Below are 21,467 nucleotides of genomic sequence, written 5' to 3' on the forward strand. Positions count from 1 at the left end.
GTCATACACAAAAATAAAAGGTGTCAGGTACAAATAAATTCCGTTTATCGGCTGCACCATACCGCTAGTCTGCCTGCTTTACTTTAACTCTGTTTCCACCATTTGAGGTCCTTTTACACATCGGTTAAGCCCCAAAAGCAATCCCTTTATAGCTCTGTAAGAGATAATACAAAGCAAGCTAGCATTATCGAAAACACCTACAACCTGGAGCTATGATGCTCCCAGCTTTTATGGGAATAACATGAATGGTTTAAGAAGAACGCATTAGGCCTTAATGTGAGCCTGTCGCTTACGTTTATTGCTAAGGCAAAAAAAACGGAAAAGTGAGTCACCTTTCCGTTTTTTTTATGCTTTGACCGTCTAACTTTCTATTGCGCCAACTGCCAAGTGTTGTCAGTAGGTCTGAGTACACCTTTGTCTTTGATTGTCAGGCCATCCATCAGGTGCACGATGTTTCTAGCCGTGCTTTCATTGCGCCATAACAAGTCTGCCTTACCGTCTCCATCATAATCGCCCATGTCAGCAATTTGCCAGCCCATACCTACCGTATTGATAAGCTCACTGGTCTTGATTTGACCGCTTTCCATCAAATACGCCCAGTTACGACCATCTACTTGGTTACGTAAAATCATGTCATCGGTACCATCGCCATCCAAATCTCCGGCCCCGGCTATCGTCCAATCCCCGTTGATAGTATTGAGCACATAACGGCTAGCTATCTGGCCATTTACCATTATCCAGATATAGTTCACACCTGTAGCTTGATTACGCCAAATCACATCATCTGTGCCATCGCCGTTAATATCCCCTATCGCCACTATCTTGTAGTTCAAGTCGGTGACCAACAATCCTGGTTGGTTAGTGCCAATATTCAGACCATCCATCAGGAAGAAATGGGTGCGCCCTCTCACCACATCACGCCACAATACATCCCCTTTACCGTCACCATTAAAGTCACCACTACCCCGCAACTCCCACTGCGGTGCATCGACAAAGTTGAGCACCTTACGGGTTTTAATCGTCAAGCCATCCATCAGATAGATAAAGTTCATGCCGGTGAGCGTATTGCGCCAGAATATATCCGAATGACCATCAGCGTCATAATCGCCCTGTCCCGCCATCAACCAGCCTTCATCTTGTACCACATTAATGGGTTTGGCTTGTTTGGTTTTTACACCATCCATTGACCATAAAAAGTTCCAACCAAGGGCACTGCTGCGCCATAACAAGTCAGATTTACCATCGCCATCCACGTCGTTTTTGACTTTTTGCTGAGTTGAGTTTTGCGATTTTGTAGGATCAAGAGGAAATGCATCGTCTACATCCAATACACCGTCATTGTCATCGTCAGCATCAGCTGTCATGCCAAGGGATATACAAGCTGCATCACACTCATCCGGTGCACCGTCATTATCAGTATCAACATAATCTCCAATGGCTATCAGTGAGAACGCATCATCTGCATCGGTAATACCGTCATTATCATCATCGCTATCCGTCGCGTTTGAGATGAAATCACCGTCCGTATCCAGCGGTAAACTGGTATTGCTCAAGGGGTTAGTGCCTGAAGCCAGTTCATCCGTGTCTGAATAACCATCACCGTCGTCATCGGTATCTGCATTGTTACCAATTAAGTCACCGTCAGTATCCAGCGTTTCAGTTGCATCCAGCGGGAAGGCGTCTGCAACATCCAAAACACCATCACCGTCACAATCGTTGACTGGTGTCACATTATCTATCGAAGGACCTGGCCAACCATTTGTATCAGAGCAATAGGTAATAGAGTTTAATGGATTCAGGTTAAAGGCATCAACTGCAATGGCCGGCCTATCGCCAAGAAATTGGACAATTGCCAAGTTATTAAAGTAAAAAGCATACTCATCAATGCTGGTTACACTATCGGGGATTGTGACGCTGGTTAATTGGTTATAAAAAAAAGTCTGTTTCCCAATACTGGTTACGCTATCGGGGATTGTCACGCTGGTTAATTGGTTTTGCCGAAAAGCCCCCTGTCCAATGCTGGTAACGCTATCGGGGATTGTCACTCTGGTTAATTGGTTAAAACTGAAAGCATAGCTCCCAATACTGGTTACGCTATCGGGGATTGTCACGCTGGTTAATTGGTTATCCTGGAAAGCAGTGTCCCCTATGCTGGTTACGCTATCGGGGATTGTCACGCTGGTTAATTGGTTATAACTGAAAGTCTGCAACTCAATGCTGGTTACGCTATCGGGGATTGTCACGCTGGTTAATTGGTTTCTGCTGAAAACACCCGCACCAATGCTGATTACGCTATCGGGGATTGTCACGCTGGTTAATTGGTTTCCAAAGAAAGCATATCCCCCAATACTGGTTATGCTATCGGGGATTGTCACGCTGGTTAATTGGTTAGAACTGAAAGCCCGCTCCTGAATGCTTGTTACGCTATCGGGGATTGTCACGCTGGTTAATTGGTTATCCATGAAAGCAAAGCTCCCAATACTGGTTACGCTATCGGGGATTGTCACGCTGGTTAATTGGTTTTGCCGAAAAGCCTCTATTCCAATACTGGTTACGCTATCGGGGATTGTCACGCTGGTTAATTGGTTAGAAATGAAAGCCTGGTCCTCAATGCTGGTTACGCTATCGGGGATTGTCACGCTGGTTAATTGGTTTTGCCGAAAAGCCCTCCGTCCAATGCTGGTGACACTGTAGCCATCGATAGTCTCAGGAATAACTAAATTCTGAGGACATGTCGCCACACAGCGCGTCACCGTGGCATTAGCGCCATTAATAGAATAAAACCAAGTCCCGTCATCAGCAGCGAAACTGTTAACAGTAAAAGATAGCGAACTTACAAGCAAAAGAGAGTTAAGCAAACGAACAGACAGACAATGGGGCATACGCAAGATTCCTTTTATACAACATAACAAGGAAACAACTTTTGAGAACGATACTGGGGAGAAGGTGGTGCGCCTATTCCATAACGGCTCAATTATCATCCTGATACATCTTTTAATGATATTGATTAAGTTGCAAACCGATTGAATGACAACTTTTAGCTTTTTTATACTATAAAGTTTCGATTAAATGTATTCGAAAATGAGTCAATAAGCAATAGGGCAATCGGAACATTAAAGTGCCTTATCTTTTATCCGCTCACTTCCTCTAAACCGCTACCGAAAATGACACCTTGACTAAAATAAAAAAGGCCAACTCATATGACTGAGATGACCTTTTCTGTTTACTTTATCGCTTATTGGCCTTACTTAGCCAACTGCCAAGTGTTGTCAGTAGGTCTGAGTACACCTTTGTCTTTGATTGTCAGGCCATCCATCAGGTGCACGATGTTTCTGGCCGTGCTTTCATTGCGCCATAACAAGTCTGCCTTACCGTCACCGTCATAATCGCCCATATCAGCAATTTGCCAGCCCATACCGACCGTATTAATGAGCTCACTGGTCTTGATTTGACCGCTTTCCATCAAATACGCCCAGTTTCGACCATCAACCTGGTTACGCAAAATGATGTCATCCGTGCCATCGCCGTCCAAATCCCCGGCCCCAGCAATCGTCCAATCTGCGTCAATCGCGTTTAAAGTATAGCGGTCGGCTATCTGCCCATCTTGCATTATCCAGATGTAATTCACACCCGTCACTTGATTACGCCAAATCACATCATCTGTGCCATCGCCGTTGATGTCGCCTATCGCCGCTATCTTGTAGTTCAGGTCAGTGACCCATAACGAAGGTTGGTTAGTCCCAATACTTAAGCCGTCCATCATGTAAAACCAGGTATCGCCCCTGTCTACATTACGCCACAGCACATCCCCTTTGCCATCGCCATTAAAGTCACCGCTGCCTCGTAGCTCCCACTTGGGTGCATCGACGTAATTCAGCACTTGTTTTGCCTTAATGTTAAGCCCGTCCATCAGGTAGATAAAGTTCAAGCCGGTGAGCGTATTGCGCCACAAGATATCCGATTTACCATCTGCGTCGTAATCCCCCTGACCCGCCATTAACCAGCCATCATCCTGCACCACATTAATCGGTGATGCCTGTTTAGTTTGCACTCCATCCATTGCCCACAGGAAGTTCCAACCTTTGGCTTCACTACGCCACAGCAAATCTGAATTGCCATCGCCGTCAACATCGTTTTTGACTTTTTGCTGAGTTGTGTTTTGCGATTTTGTAAGATCAAGAGGAAATGCATCATCTACATCCAAGACACCGTCATTGTCATCGTCAGCGTCAGCTGTCATTCCAAGGGATATGCAAGCTGCATTGCACTCATCCGGGGCACCGTCGTTATCGGTATCAACATAAGCACCAATGGCTACCGACGGGAATGCGTCATCCTCATTAGCTATACCATCACCATCAATGTCGTTTTCATCAATCATATCCAGATTCGCCAACATTGTAATATTTGCGATATTGCTTTTGTCCCCATTGGTCATAGTCAGTTCAATGTCATAATTACCAATCGCATCAGTAGTGCCCCGTATCAGGCCGGTTAATGACGTGATAGTTAGGCCCTCTGGCAGCCCTGAGGCGCTATATGTAACATCACTCTTAGTCTGCTGCACCACCTGGTATTCAAGTTCAGTCTCGTCATCGGCAGTCACTTCAAGGGCTGTCACAAACTCTGGTAAAAGAGACTCGTAGATGGCTACCAGTCGGAAATTCTCGTTCTTAGGTATACTAATAGTATTCGATGTTGAGTATTCGTTGCCATTGTTCATCCACTTAGCAAACGTGTAAGGGCCGTAGACTGATTCTGTAGTAATATCAACCATGTCAGTACTGGTATCGAAGATACGCAAAATTTTACCTGCACCATTTTGGCGATCATTCCTATCCTTTTCGCTGATTTCAAACCGAGGCGAGAGGTTTTTACCTGTGTCGCTGCGGGCAAAAATTCCAGCCTGCTTCACATTTGGGTTCGAGCCCTGTGTTTCTCGATCAAAGGTGACCCTAAGGGTAATACCAGTAATAAGGATCGGGGGGTTATCATCACCCAGTCCAAACTCCACTTCACCGTTTTTCCCCTCTCGGCGAATGCTAATATCTGCCCAGGCAGAAGGCCGCGAGTAAAGTAGTTGCTGACTCGCATCAAGGCCATTAACCAATGACATGATTAGCGAATCAGTACCTGCGATAGGTGGTGTAGGTGAAATAGTTTTTTGCACTGGCTCATATTGGCTCTTCCAAGTGATTGGATTGCGGGTCTGGTTGTTGTAATGCCTGAATTGGAAAACCTTGCCATCTTTTTTCAGGTTAGAGATCCCTGAATGCTCCATAGTGAGCTCTACAAAGGCAAAGTCACCATACATTTTCCCCTCGGATGGCTCTGTAGTCATACCAATACCATCCAACCTATTGGGTTCGTTGAGCACTTCGAGGTTAACAATCCGAACATTTTCCTCATCAGTTAAAAACATACCTTCTTCATACAAATTCAGATTAAGCGTTTTACCGCTATTGAGGGTAGTAAGTTGATTTGGGCTGAGGCTAAACGTGCGTGAAGTTCCTACCACCTGCGATGTCTCATTTAACCCTGTGAGGATACTCTCTGTCAGCTCTGTAATCGGAAGGAGATACGCACTTTTAATTAACTCTCTCTGCCCGCTTGTCAAGGCACCTCCTACAGTTTCACCTTCCCCCCCTGCTACAACACTGAGGATACGCTCAAACATCCCCTCCAAATCAAGCGTACCTGTGTAAGCTTTAACCTGGCGATATTCATAGGCCTTAGCCATATAATAATGATATTTAAGCAAACGGTCGAAGGCCTGTCGTTCCATATCCTTGAGGTAGGCATTAACCCTCGAATCAATCACATTATCGAACCCGCCAACTTCGACATCAAGGGCATCAATAGCCAGAATATTACGGGTGACGGTATCTGAAAGTCTAGCCACCTTGAGGGTCGCAGCAGCCATATCTGCGGCAAATTGCGCTTTTTCCTTCAGCAACTCACTCGTCTCATCAGCCAGTACCGCATACTTAGCACTCTGAGCGCGCAATTTACCCAACTCCTCATCCATATCAGATTGCGGTGCCTTAGTGCCCTCTAAACTGCCGTTTAGACTCCTAATACCTGCTGACAGAGTCTTAGAGTTGACGCTTAAGGCGCTTAAATAAGTTGCACGCGCTGTTGCTTCCTCCAGTGCACTTATCTTAACACCCGCTACCTTCTCACTCTGTGAAGCGCTTGCGGCCTTGAGCTGAGAATCATTAAAGCTCTGGCTTAAATCAGATACTGAAGTAATGGTGTCCCAACTTGGATCAACGGCGGAATCGGCTAAAGCACCCAGCGCAGCGCCAGCCTTGCCAAGGGCAGGTTGTTTTGCAGGGGTCATCTCGGCCATTGCACCGACTTTTTGAAGTATTAAAACGCCGGCGCCTTCCCAATGTGAGGGCTTTGTATTCTTCCTAGCTTGAGCGCTTAGTACGTTATCCTCAGCTTGTAATTTACTCTGAATATTCTGCACCTGTGTTGCTATCGCGCTAGCCTTGGCGGTTAGTCCACTTAGTTTTTGTTGCGCTATTGGGTAAGCGCTTTGGGCGGTCGCTATTTCTGCGCGCAGGCCTGCTCTAGCGGTCGCCAGCGCAGCAAGGGTTATAGTTGCATCATTCTGTTTTTTGGTGATCCATTTGGCCAGATAGACCATGTCTAAACTGCGGTCTATTTCCTGGTTGAAAGCCTTAAGTGCCACCTCAAAACTGAGCATAGGTACCCACCCGTTCGGGTTACCAAAATAATCCAGGCCGTTAGCTATCTGCTGTAGAAGTATCTGCATTTCATCATACATCTGGCCCAACTCAAAACGGGTTGTTTGGGTTGTTTTGTTATTATCAGTCCAAGCATCATGGGTGCGGTAGCCTTCAATCACCTCAGAGTAGTCATTCATGACATCCTCAGCTATGCTTAACCGGTTTTGCAGGTAATTGTCTTTAACACCACTAAGGATGAGACGCAACAATTGTGGATTCAGCCAGGCGTAGGGATTATCCACATAATGAGTCTCGCCTGCTGCTCCTGCTTTTGCTGTTGGAACACCCACCCCCTTTCCATATGAAGTAGGCCCCCCCTGTGCCAACAAAACGATATCATCGTCTTTAGGAACGTGACCAGGCCAGTCAGTCGCGAGGAGCTCTATATATTTACTAGGGGTACCTGGCTTACCGCCATAAATCCATCCTAGGCTGCTACTGCGAGTTGTTGCTGGCGCGCTGCCTTTAGCACCCGCTTTACCACCTTGATTAGCAAATAGCTCAGCAGTAATGCCAGCGATATTAGTGTTCAGTGTGCCACCGTTTGCGCCATTGCCAGGCTTACCTGCAGGCAAAGCGTCATGTCCGTTAGTCGGTCTATTTCCCGAGCCAAATGTTTTGTCTCCATATATGGCAGTAACACTAGCGTCTTTAGGAATTGGATAAACCAACCCTTTAAAGAGCACAAAGCCATGAGGCCATATCTCGGATGTATCGATACCAGGAATAGAATCCGACGGATAAGTGTCTACGCTTGATCCATTACTTCCATGTTGCCCCTTACCGGCAGCCTGGCCTTTGCCCCCAATCGACACTAAGTCGACGTTTGTGCTGGGGCTGTCGTAAGTACCTACCCAAAAATTGATATTGCCCGCATTGATGCCATCCGCACCATCTATGCCTGGGACAGTAGGTGATTTGGCGGCATCAGGGATTATATCCTCTTGTCGCGCCGAGGTATTGATATAACTTGAGCCTTCAAAACGTATTTCACGGGAATAGATACTGACGTCAGTCGCTTTTAAGCTCCATGCACTTTTGATAACCAAGGTCTCAGCCATGATCTCCATGCGCTTAATATTGGACATGTTGTGGTACTTTTCCCAGAGCCCGTTTTCATGCCCTTCCTGTATAACAAGCGCACCAGCACTGATAATACTCACTGTCTCAGTGGTGCGTTCTACGCCATTGAAGACTTCTTTAACCTTATTAGAACGGTTGAGGTTGATAAGATCGCTAGAAGCCTCGTTACCGAGTTCAGTGCGCTCGTCTGTGCCAAATACTGTGACTTCGGCTACTTTTTCGCTGGCATCTTGTGCAATAACCTTCACGCTAACGCTTACTGCAGCACTTACTATTAGCAGCCCGACAAAACGTGTAAACCGCCTTGTAGTAACACTAACGTTTCTAAAGAACGCTTTACTCATTATCTTTATTACTCCAGATCATAGATTCTTAATCTTATTATTAAGTACAAGTTACAACCCACCAGTTAAAACCAGGCCATTGTTGTTTTCTATTTTTCTTAAGATGAAATACAAAACTGCATTAAAAATGCTCAGTAACACAAAAGACATACTTGGGTGTTGGTGATGACGAGTGTTAGCGAGGATAGACCGTAAACCAATTAGTCCATAGCTTGGGAGGTGATCAGATAAGCATCCATACATCTATTTACATTGAAATTCGCTTAAACTAAATCAACCATACTATAGTAGTTGATTAGTAATCAATTACTTATTTAGAATGCTATCCCCGTAAAAAGGGGACCATAGCCTGAGGCGTCCCCACGTAGAACACATAAAAAACATAGAGTGACAAAAATAAAAATGAACTTTCATGGTGTTTGCTGATCAGATCAGTTTATGACAACCACCAATCAGAAATAATCCCCATCTGGCTTTAGAGCAGGAGCATTTCGTCAAGGCCGCCATGTATATGAAATACATGATCGCCCAGGCAGATAATGGGTATTAATCAATCTTCCTATTGCATCAATAAAATTAGATAGAACCAAAAAATAATCAAACGTACCTGAATATTCAGGCTGCCTATTCGTGGGCACGATAGGCAATATTAGGCAAAATTTAGAGGAGACATCACTAAAATGACATAAAAACAGTTCAACTAAAGGAAAGCTGAGGTTGTTCATTTTTACAACCCATTTCGCTCCCATATAATCCCTGATTTTTTAAAAATAGAGGGGAATTACGGCGGAATGCCCTGAAACCATGTTATTCGTGGGGATCCCTCAGGATCTTGTATTTGTGAAAGCAAAGTTCCCAATACTGGTTACGCTATCGGGGATTGTCACGCTGGTTAATTGGTTAAAAATGAAGGCTTCTCCCCCAATGCTGATGACACTGTAGCCATTAATTTCCGCCGGTATATAGTTAGGTTTGCATCGCAAGTAACCACACAGCCCGTCACCGTGGCATTAGTGCCATCAATATAATAAGTCCAAGTCCCGTCATCAGCAGCGAAACTGTTAACAGTAAAAGATAGCGAACTTACAAGCAAAAGAGAGTTAAGCAAACGAACAGACAGACAATGGGGGCATACTAGGAATTCCTTTTTTACAACATAACAAGGAAACAACTTTTGAGAACGACAGTGGGGAGGTGGTGGTGCGCCTATTCCATAGCGGCTCAATTATCATCCTGATACATCTTTTAATGATATTGATTAAGTTGCAAGCCGATTAAATGGCAACTAGTGGCTTTTTTTATTGGTAAATTTTTTGTTAACTGTATTCGAATATAAGCAATAGGGTAATCAGGGTAATAAAGCGCCCAATCTGTTGGCCGCCCTTCTTTAAAACCACTACCGATAATGACACCTTGACTAGAATAAAAAAGGCCAACTCATGTTACTGAGATGACCTTTTCTGTTTGCTTTACCGCCAATTGGGTTTATTTAGCCAACTGCCACGTATTGTCAGTCGGTCTTAAGACACCTTTATCTTTAATCGTTAAGCCATCCATCAGATGGATGATATTGCGGGCCGCACTTTCATTACGCCATAGTATGTCGGTTTTGCCATCACCGTCATAATCGCCCATGTTGGCAATTTGCCAATCTAAACTACCCACCGTGTTAATCAACTGACTGGTTTTAATCTGACCATTCTCCATCATAAACGCCCAGTTACGACCATCGGCTTGATTACGCAGAACAATGTCGTCGGTACCATCACCGTCTAAGTCGCCAGTACCTGCAATCGTCCAGTCTGTGCTAACCCGGTTTAAGGCATACATGTCGGCTATCTGGCCATTTTTCATTATCCAGATACTGTTACCGCCGGTAGCCTGATTACGCCAAATCACATCATCGGTGCCATCACCGTTTACATCGCCTATCGCTACTATTTTTTCATTCAAGTCGGCGACCGTCACTGACGGCTGGTTAGTGCCAATGCGCAGGCCATCCATCATGTAGAATTGGGTACGCCCCCTCACAATATCGTGCCACAAGACATCGCCTTTACCGTCGCCATTAAAGTCGCCGCTGCCAGCAAGCTCCCACTGCGGAGCATCAACATAGTTCAGGACTTGACGCGCTTTAATGTTAAGACCATCCATTAAGTAGATGAAATTTAAACCCGTGATGGTATTACGCCATAAGATGTCTGATTTACCGTCGCCGTCATAATCACCCTGACCGGCCATCAACCAGCCATCGTCTTGTACTACATTAATAGGTTTGGCTTCTTTGGTCTGCACACCACTCATCGCCCACAGGAAATTCCAGCCTCGGGCGCTACTGCGCCACAGCAAATCAGATTTGCCATCGCCGTCGACGTCGTTCCTGACCCTGAACGTTCTAGTGGGGTCAAGAGGGAATGCATCATCGACATCCAATACACCGTCATTGTCATCGTCGGTGTCAGCCGCCATGCCCAACGCTAAGCAACTTTCGTCACATGTGTTTGGTGCGCCGTCGTTGTCGGTATCTAGTAAGTCGCCAATGGACACCAATGGATAGGCGTCTGCTGTATCCAAAATGCCGTCATTATCATCATCAGTATCGCTGTTATCTAAAAGACCATCAAAGTCACAATCACTAATGGGCGTAATATTCACTATCGGATCACCTGGCCAACCACTTGTATCAGAGCAATAGGTAATAGTGTTTAATAGATTATTGTTAAGGGCATCAGATGCAATGGTCGGTCTACCGCCAAAAAATTGGACATTAGTCAACACATTGGCGCCAAAAGCTTTCTGCTCAATGCTGGTGACGCTATCGGGAATAGTCACGCTGGTTAACTGGTTCCCGTAGAAAGCATAATGTCCAATGCTGGTGACGCCATGACCAATAGTCACGCTGATTAATTGATTATACTCGAAAGCAGAGTCCCCAATGCTGATGACACCATCGGGAATGGTAACGCTGGTTAATTGGTTACCCTGAAAAGCAACATCCCCAATGCTGATGACGCTATCGGGGATAATCACACTGGTTAATTGGTTGTCCGAGAAAGCAACATCCCCAATACTGATGACGCTATCGGGGATTGTCACACTGGTTAATTGATTATTCCTGAAAGCATTATCCCCAATACTCGTGACACCATTACCGATGGTCACACTGGTTAATTGATTATTCCTGAAAGCACCGCCCCCAATGCTGGTGACGCTACCGGGGATAATCACACTGGTTAATTGGTTGTCCGAGAAAGCGTTATTCCCAATGCTGGTGACGCTGTAGCCATCAATTTTCACCGGGATAGCTAAACTAGCGGGACAAGTAGAAGTACATCCTGTAACCATGGCACTCCCTTGTATTAAGAAATATTGCAACTCCTCACTGGTAATGCCTGGGTTATTATAAAAAGCCCAATCACCAATATTGGCAACGCTATCAGGAATAGTCACACTTGTTAATTGGTTACCCGAGAAAGCCCACCTCCCAATGCTGGTGACGCTATTACCGATGGTTACGCTGGTTAATTGGTTAGAACTGAAAGCATAATCCCCAAGACTCGTGACACCATTACCGATGGTCACATTGGTTAATTGATTATTCCTGAAAGCATTATCCCCAATACTGGTAACGCTATCGGGAATAATCACACTGGTTAACTGGTTACGAAAGAAAGCATGCCACCCAATGCTGGTGACGCCATGACCAATAGTCACGTTGATTAATTGGTTGTCCTCGAAAGCAGAGTCCCCAATGCTGATGACACCATCGGGAATGGTAACGCTGGTTAATTGGTTACCCTGAAAAGCAACATCCCCAATACTGGTGACGTTATTACCGAAAGATACGCTGGTTAATTGGTTGTATTCAAAGGCATTTTCCCCAATACTGGTGACACTATCGGGAATAATCACACTAGTCAATTGGTTATACTTGAAAGCATAATCCCCTATGCTGGTAACGCTATTACCTATGGTCACACTGGTTAATTGATTAGAATTGAAAGCATAATCCCCAAGACTCGTGACACCATTACCGATGGTTACGCTGGTTAATTGATTATTCCTGAAAGCACCGCCCCCAATGCTGGTGACGCTACTGGGGATAATCACACTGGTTAATTGGTTGTCCGAGAAAGCGTTATTCCCAATGCTGGTGACGCTGTAGCCATCAATTTTCACCGGGATAGCTAAACTAGCGGGACAAGTAGAAGTACATCCTGTAACCATGGCACTCCCTTGTATTAAGAAATATTGCAACTCCTCACTGGTAATGCCTGGGTTATTATAAAAAGCCCAATCACCAATATTGGCAACGCTATCAGGAATAGTCACACTGGTTAATTGGTTTCTGCTGAAAACACCCGCACCAATGCTGATTACGCTATCGGGGATTGTCACGCTGGTTAATTGGTTATCCGAGAAAGCCCACATCCCAATGCTGGTGACGCTATCTGGGATAATCACACTAGTCAATTGGTTACCCTGGAAAGCATTCACCCCAATGCTGGTGACGCTATTACCGATGGTTACGCTGGTTAATTGATTATTCCTGAAAGCACCGCCCCCAATGCTGGTGACGCTATTACCGATGGTTACGCTGGTTAATTGATTATTCCTGAAAGCACCGCCCCCAATGCTGGTGACGCTGTAGCCATCAATTTTCACCGGGATAGCTAGACTAGCGGGACAAGTAGAAGTACATCCTGTAACCATGGCACTCCCTTGTATTAAGAAATATTGCAACTCCTCACTGGTAATGCCTGGGTTATTATAAAAAGCCCAATCACCAATATTGGCAACGCTATCAGGAATAGTCACACTTGTTAATTGGTTATCCGAGAAAGCCCGCATCCCAATGCTGGTGACGCTATCTGGGATAATCACGCTGGTTAATTGATTAGAATCGAAAGCATAATCCCCAATACTCGTGACACCATTACCGATGGTCACACTGATTAATTGGTTATAAATGAAAGCACCGCCCCCAATGCTGGTGACGCTAAAGCCATCAATAGTCTCAGGAATAACTAAATCCCTAGGACAAGTATCCAAACAGCCAGTCACTACGGCACTATCGCCATTTAGACTATAAGTCCAAGTCCCGTCATCAGCAGCGTAACTGTTGCCGACAAAAAATAAAGCACTTAAAAGCACAAAGGTGTTTAGCAAACGAACAGATAAAAACGTGATCATTATTGGCATTCCTTTTATACAACATAACAAGGAAACAACTTTTAGAACTACAGTGGGGAAGGGGCGGTTCACCTATTCCATAGCGGCTCAATTATCATCCTGATACATCTTTTAATGATATTGATTAAGTTGCAAACATATTGAACGGCAACTAGTGGCTTTTTTATATGGTAAATTTTTTGTTAACTATATTCGAATATAAGCAAATAAACAATAGGGTAATCAGGGTAATAAAGCGCCCAATCTGTTGGCCGCCCTTCTTTAAAACCACTACCGATAATGACACCTTAACTAGAATAAAAAAGGTCAACTCATGTTACTGAGATGACCTTTCATTTTATTCTTAAGTTTACTCTATTGGATGGCGGTTATTTCGCCAACTGCCAAGTGTTATCTGTCGGTCTTAAGACCCCTTTATCTTTAATCGTTAAGCCATCCATCAGATGGATGATATTGCGGGCCGCACTTTCATTACGCCATAGTATGTCGGTTTTGCCATCACCGTCATAATCGCCCATGTTGGCAATTTGCCAATCTAAACTACCCACCGTGTTAATCAACTGACTGGTTTTAATCTGACCATTCTCCATCATAAACGCCCAGTTACGACCATCGGCTTGATTACGCAGAACAATGTCGTCGGTACCATCACCGTCTAAGTCACCGGTACCTGCAATTATCCAATCTTTGTTGATGGCATTGAGGGTATAGCGACTGCCTATCTGACCATTTTGCATTATCCAGATATAGTTGATACCCGTTAGCTTATTGCGCCAAATCACATCATCGGTACCATCACCATTAATGTCCCCTGTCGCCGCGATTTCAAAGTTTAAGTCAGTCACCCATAACGAAGGCAAGCTAGTGCCTATTTTCAAACCATCCATCAAGTAGAACCAGGTATCGCCCCTATCCACTCGGCGCCACAACACATCGCCTTTACCATCACCATTAAAATCACCACTGCCTTTGACTTCCCAAATAGGCGCAGTCACATAATTTAAAGTCGCGCGTACCTTAATATTTTTACCGTCCATCAAGTAAATGAAGTTCTGCCCGGTGATGTTATTACGCCACAAAATATCCGATTTACCATCTGCGTCATAATCACCCTGACCGGCCATGTCCCAACTCGCATCAGCCACCACATTAATCGGTGTGGTTAAACTGGTGGCAGTGCCATTCATGGTCCACAGGAAGTTCCAGCCTTTGTCGTAACTGCGCCACAATAAGTCAGATTTGCCGTCGTTATTGAGGTCGTTTCTGACCCGGTTTGTATTATCTTGTGATTTAGTCGCATCCAGTGGATAAGCATCATTCACATCTAATACACCGTCATTGTCATCATCGGTGTCGGTCACGTTTGATATAAAGTCACCGTCAGTATCCAGCGGTAAACTGCTGATATCGAGGTGGTCGCTGCCCGCCGCTATTTCATCACCGTCCAAATAACCGTCGCTGTCGCTGTCCGCCAGGATGCTCGCCCATTGGGCATAAAACGTATTATTATCGATGACAACTAAGGTCGCACCTTCCGCATAACGGCTGCCGGTGCCATCGGTTGCGGTGTTCCAGCCAGCAAAGACATAGCCGTCCTTTGACAGGGTGCCGGTGTTAGCAGATATGTTGACGCGAGTACCGTAATAATAGCTACTGCCATCTACCGGCACGTCCCCGCCCGAATGGCCGTTACCGTCATAGGTCAGGTGGTAGCTAAACAGATTTAAATTGTTGGGTATAGCCGTCTGACCGTAGCCGCTCGACCCCCAAGCCACCACCGTACCGTCGCTCTTTAAGGCGACCGTGTGGAGTTGCGCTGCAGCGATGGCGGTGACGCCCGTCAGGTCGTCAGGTATGATCGTTTGGCCATCGTCGCCCCCCCCCCAAGCCACCAGCGTACCGTCGCTCTTTAAGGCGACCGTGTGAAAGTTTCCTGCAGCGATGGCGATGACGCCCGTCAGGCCCTCGGGTATGATAGTCTGACCATAGCCGTTCCACCCCCAAGCCACCAGCGTGCCGTCGCTCTTCAAGGCGACCGTGTGATAGGCCCCAGCGGCGATGGCAGTGACGCCCGTCAGGTCCTTGGGTATGCCACTCTGACCAAAATTGCTCAACCCCCAAGCCACCAGCGTGCCGTCGCTCTTTAAGGCGACCGTGTGGTTGCCCCCACTCCCTGCAGCAATGGCGGTCACGCCCGTCAGGTCATCGGGTATGGACGTCTGACCATAGAAGTTCGCCCCCCATGCCAGCAGCGCACCGTCGCTCTTCAAGGCGACCGTGTGATATTCCCCTGCGGCGATGGCAGTGACGCCTGTCAGGTTCTCGGGTATGGTCGCCTGGCCATAAGAGCCGTACGACCCCCAGGCCACCAGTGTGCTGTCGCTTTTCAAAGCGACCGTATGATAGTTACCTGCGGCAATGGCGGTGACGCCCGTCAGGTTCTCGGCTATGGGCATCTGGCCATAGCCACCCCACCCCCAAGACACCAGCGTGCCGTCGCTCTTTAAAGCGACCGAGTGAAGGAACCCTGCGGCGATGGCAGGAGACGTGTAGCGTGATGAGGCTGAGGCACTAAAAATGACGGTGCAGTTTGCCGTTGCCACTCCAGTGGTGTAAAGATTGCCCACCCAAGCACCGGGGGTGCAGGTTCCGCCTACGTGACTGTTTGTCGCATAACGACTATTGGGATTGACGCTGAAAGCGCGAGTAGATCCCTTCAGGGTCGTCTGAACTCCGTCGGGGGTAAAGCTGACATTTGATCCGCTGGGCGTCACGGTAGCAGTAAACAGATATAAATCGTCGGGTTGACGCTCTACCGCACCTATATCGATGAACAATCCAGAGAGTCGCGGCAAACCTCGTTGATCAACAGAGGGTGTATTCTCTTGTAAAATTCCACTATTGATCAGCGGACTTCCTATTAAAGGCAGCATAGTGTAAGTCGGGCCACCATTATCAGCAAGAGCTTCGAGCATAGGATCCACTGGATTAGCAGCGGTACCCACTAGCTCACCTTCAGGAAACCAGCTTTCAAGCCTATTATTGGCACTAATCAGGTTATTACCTAAAACAATCACAGTCGACTCTGGGCCTCTGACATAAATATCCTCCAGGCCACCATCACTCGAATTTCCAGCTACAATCGTATTTTCTAGGCTGATAAACCATGGCGAGCCGAATGCATGAAAAATCCCTCCGCCAATAATGGCTTTATTGCCTACAATAGTCGAATTCACAAGGGTCAAGTTACCCGCATTATTGAGGATAGCACCACCCCCTCCGCCAAGGCCCGAGGCGCTATTGTTGTAGAAAGTCGAATTAACCACCTTTAGTTCGCCTGCATTAAAAATGGCTCCACCAGAATCAGCGGAATTATCATGCAGGGTTGAGTTGAGTAGGGTCAAATTGCCACTATTATCTATCGCCCCACCAACCTCACCTTTACCACTACCACCGGTAATGGTCAGCGAATTAATCGTGACATCTGCACCTTGTTGAATTGAAAACGCTCCACTGCGGGTATTGACTCCATCGGCGTCTATTGTGAGGCCATTGGCTAAATTAGACGCATCAATAATAAGGTTTTTATTAATCTCCAATCTACCGCTGCTCAGTACAATAGTCTGACCACTGAGGCTAGGGTCGAAGTTGATAACAGATCCAGCCGTTGCTTGAACGATCATTTCACGCAACGAACCCGGACCACTATCTTCAACAGACAATACCGGTGGACTAACTGAAATAACCAGTGTGGCTTTTGTGGCTTTTTTTGTCTCAAACGTGTTAGTTGCACTTAGTTCTATATTGTATGTCCCAGCGAAATTTACCAAACCAGAAATAAGCCCAGATATGGGGTCCAAGCTCAATCCCTCTGGCAATCCGGTGGCAGTATAAGTTGTCGTTCCAAGACTGCTCACCAAGATCTGGTATTCAAAATTCGAACCCTTAAATGCCAAAGCACTTAGGTCAGAAATAATTACCGGTGGTGCTATTGCGTACACTGCAACCAGTCGACTGTCGTCATTTTTAAACACTATTGCAATACGATTTGTTGGATCATTGCCGTAATCCTGACCATTCTCGGTCCATTTAGAAAAGGTATAAGCGCCAAAACTTTGCTCAGCTGTAATCTCCACTGCATCGGAACTGGTATTATAGATCCTTAAAATATCGCCCAGCCCATCACCACGTTGGTTTCTATCCGGCTCATTGACCGAGAATAACGGCGAGAGTTTCTCTCCCGCATCACTGCGAGCCACAATGCCAACCTCCTTGACATTGGCCACCCTATTCGCACGGTCAAAAGTAACCCGTAAGGTAATATCTGTGATCAGTATTGGAGGATCATCATAGCCTAATCCAAATCGCACGTCTCCGTTCACCCCTTCACGGCGAATGCTCAAATCTGCCCACGCAGATGGCCGTGAATAAAGCAATTGCTGACGAGTATCAATACTCGGAACCAATGCCTTTAGCAGCGAATCAGCTGCTGCCTTGGGTGGTGTAGGAGAAATAATATTGTCCCTAGGCTCGTATTGACTCTTCCACGTAATCGGATTACGGGTACCACTGTTGTAATGGCGGAACTGGAATACGTTGCCGTCTTTTTTCAGGTTTGAAATGCCTGAATGTTCTATGGTCAGTAGAACAAAAGATGTTGCGCCATAAGCGGTGCCACTGACCAGCTCTGTCGTCATACCATTTTCTTCGACCACCTCAAGATTAACTATTCGTAAATTCTCTTCCCCAGGCAAAAACAAACCTTCCTCGTACAAGTTCAAGTTGAGTTTTTCGCCGCGGTTCAGGGTGTCGAGTTGTTGTGCATTTAATTTAAACGAACGAGACCCACCAGCAATAGACGGTGAAGTATTATAATCGGTGAGTATGCTTTCTGTGGTACTAGCAATTATCTTACGATAGACACCTTTGATAAGATCTCGTTGCCCTGTAGTTAAGGCTCCACCAACGGTATCACCTTCTTTACCGGCCACAACGTCTAGGATTTTTTCAAACATAGTCTCCAAATTTAAGGTGCCGGTATAAGCTTTAACTAGTCTGTATTCGTAGGCTTTAGCCATGTAATAGTGATACTTAAGCAAACGATCGAAGGCCCGGCGCTCCATGTCTTTTAAGTATGAATTGACACGTGAGTCAATCACATTGATTTGTGAGCCAGCTTGGACATCCAAGGCATCAATTGCCAATATATTACGCGTTATCAAACTTGACAGCCTTGCAATATTACGGGTAGTAGTGGCCATTTTGGAGGCGAATACCCCTTTGTCTTTAATCAACTGGCTGATGTCGTCGACTAAGGCTTTATATTCCGGATTACTTTGACGCAGCTTGTTGAGCTCAGCTTCAATCTCTGATAAAGGTGCTTTGGACTTCTCTAAAGTGGCATTAATCCCTTTGATGCCGCTCGACAAGGCCAAGGCACCTGTACTTAGACTTTTTAAATTTTGCAGGCGCGTAGTCTTATCATTGAGGGCACCAGTAACCACCCCAATATTCTGTGCTTGTTGAGCCGCGGCGGCTTCTTGAATGCCAGAATCGGCATAGCTATTAGCAATTCCAGACGCACCAATGATGGTATCCCATGGCGACTCGGGGTCAAAATCACCTGCCAAATTAAGGGCGCCGCCCACCGAGCCCAAGGCCGGTTGATAAACCGGAACCATTTCACACATGGTACCGGCTACTTTTAACCCCACTCTGAGGGCAACTTCCCAATCTGACGGCTTGGTATTCTCTTTTGCTTGGGCCCTTAGCGCATCGTCTATTAATTGTAACTGGTACTGCAAATTTCTCACTCTGACTAAGATAGCGTCAGACTCAACGGTAAAGTCATCTAAAGCCGTCAGGGCGAACCCATAATCAACTTTAGCGGTGTCGATTTCCGCGGCCAAACCTGCACGTGCCGTCGTCAGCGCTTTAATGGTCAATGCAGCGTTGTCCTGCTTGGCGGTGATCCATTTCGCTAAGTAAACCATGTCTAAGCTGCGATCAATTTCTTGATCAAACGCTCCCAACGCGACTTCAAAACTGAGCATTGGCACCCAACCATTAGGGTTACCAAAATAGTCCTGGCCATTGGCTATTTGCTGCAGCAAAAGCTGCATTTCGTCATACATCTGACTTAATTCGTAGCGGGTCATGGCAGATATACCATCCGCATTCCAGGCATCAGAGTCAAGACGGTAGTTTTCAATGATGGTGGAGTAGTCAGTTAATACATCTCTGGCACTGGCAATTCTATTTTGCAAATAGTCGTCTTTCACATCATTGAGAATTTGACGGAGTAATTGCGGGTGCAACCAACGGTAGTGGTCTGCAAGATATATCGGCAATGCATTTTCTCCGATACTGGCACGAGGTACAGGGTACGATCTACCCTTCTTAGCTGTGTTTCTAGCCGATTCCCTAAGGTAGTGAGTCAAATCAAAGGGGTTTCCGTTATCATAGTACCTAAGGTGTACTGAGTTAATAGGTGTGCCAGCTTTGCCACCTTCAGTCACATCAGTACTGTCGATACTATCAGTTGCTGGAGCACTTCCAATAAGACCAGCGGCAGCGCCTATAGATGAGTAAGAAGGTCCGTCATTAGTAATATTGTGTGTCAGCCTGCCACTTTTGCCGCCATTGCCTGGCGTCCCTGCTCGCAAAGCATCGTCCCCATCTGTTGGAAAAGTTGCGGTACCAAATTTAATATTTCCCCAAGTATGAGTAACGAGATAGCCTTGCGGCAAAGCGTAATACTCACCTCCATGAGAAAATTCAGTGACACTTATGTCACCGTTAATCCAAGTTAATGTTGTCCCATCATTTCCATGTTTTCCTCTGCCAGCATCCTGGCCCTTACCGCCTGACAATTTAAAATTAACAGCTGACGAAGTATTTATATATGACTCAGCCCAGACAGTTACCGAGCCAGCATCCAGGCCATTTGCAGCTGGTGCTACGTCGATCTTACCGGTTTCTAGTCTTTCTGTGGCTGGGGCTCTGATGGGTTTTTCTTCTGGCGTGGTATTGATTTGACCGTTGCCTTCGAAACGTACTTCTCGCGCATTGATGGTGAGGTCGGTGCCTTTTAAGTGCCAAGGACTGCGGATGACCAATGTTTCGGCCATGATTTCCATGGATTTGTTGTCGAGTCTATTGTTGTAATAGTCATACAGGCCATTTGCATGGCCGTTCTCGATGACCAACTCTCCGGCGCTAATAAGGCTAACGGCATAAGTAAAACGCGACTCATAATTAAAGTCTTCTTTTAGGACGCTTCGTCGGTTAAGTTTGATAACATCATCACCAGACGCGTCATTAGACAATTGGCTGCGCTCTTCGGTACCAAATACCGTGACTTCATCGGGTCTACTAACGTTATCTGTGCTGCTTTGTTGGGCACTTAGACCGATACTTATAGTTCCTAATGTGCTGAGCAAAAGCATTATGATAAAACGAATAAAACTGAATTCATTTTGCTTAACCTTAAATTTACTCACAGAATTCCTGCCAATTATTACCTTCAATGACCTTACTCCAGATGTCGATATATAAAATTATTGTTGCCGTTTCTAAAGTAAAGGGGAAATGTCCCTCAAGAGTAAAATAGCAATTCACGTTATTTGTCATGAAAATTCAGCATTAAATTACATGATTAATATACAGGAAAGTTCAAATTGATGTTTGTCCTGAGCCCACAAATGTTTGCACAAATCAGTCAAACAATAGAATTAAGCTTATCAATACCCCATCTTTACAAAAAAAGTGGGGTCAGCTCTTGTATCTGTGAAAGCAAAGTTTCCAATGCTGGTGACACTATAGCCATTAATTTCCGCCGGTATAGTTAGGTTTGCATCGCAAATAGCCACACAGCACGTCTCCGTGGCATTAGCGCCATTAATAGAATAAAACCAAGTCCCGTCATCAGCAGCGAAACTGTTAACGGTAAAAAATAGCTAACTTACAAGCAAAAGAGCATTAAGCAAACGAACAGACAGACAGACAACGGGGCATACGCAAGATTCCTTTTTTACAACATAACAAGGAAACAACTTTTGAGAACGACACTGGGGAGAAGGTGGCTCAC

At 45.8% G+C, this 21,467-nt stretch carries 5 protein-coding genes; all 5 read right to left on the bottom strand.

From position 1 onward, the window contains the following. Positions 1-368: 368 nt before the first annotated feature. The 5 genes from CXF95_RS01835 to CXF95_RS01850 all read right to left on the bottom strand — a co-directional run bounded on the left by CXF95_RS01835 (position 369) and on the right by CXF95_RS01850 (position 20,880). Complete coding sequence (locus tag CXF95_RS01835) at positions 369-2,882, bottom strand: leucine-rich repeat protein (protein WP_198556463.1); 2,514 nt, start codon at positions 2,880-2,882, stop codon at positions 369-371. Positions 2,883-3,244: 362 nt separating this feature from the next. Next, positions 3,245-8,185, bottom strand: coding sequence for a VCBS repeat-containing protein (locus CXF95_RS01840; protein ID WP_101197110.1), 4,941 nt, complete (start codon positions 8,183-8,185; stop codon positions 3,245-3,247). A gap of 824 nt (positions 8,186-9,009) precedes the next feature. Next, positions 9,010-9,168, bottom strand: a complete 159-nt coding sequence (locus tag CXF95_RS31310; RefSeq protein WP_198556464.1) for a leucine-rich repeat protein — start codon at positions 9,166-9,168, stop codon at positions 9,010-9,012. Between the two features lie 502 nt (positions 9,169-9,670). Beyond that, the gene (locus CXF95_RS01845) at positions 9,671-13,378 is read right to left on the bottom strand and encodes a leucine-rich repeat protein (protein ID WP_198556465.1); all 3,708 of its coding nucleotides are present in this window, start codon (positions 13,376-13,378) and stop codon (positions 9,671-9,673) included. 368 nt (positions 13,379-13,746) lie between these two features. After that, a complete protein-coding gene (locus CXF95_RS01850) occupies positions 13,747-20,880 on the bottom strand; it encodes a choice-of-anchor Q domain-containing protein (RefSeq protein ID WP_101197112.1) in 7,134 nt (2,377 codons plus the stop codon). Positions 20,881-21,467: the final 587 nt, after the last annotated feature.

This window comes from Paraglaciecola sp. MB-3u-78 (assembly GCF_002835935.1).
Classification (GTDB): Bacteria; Pseudomonadota; Gammaproteobacteria; order Enterobacterales; family Alteromonadaceae; genus Paraglaciecola.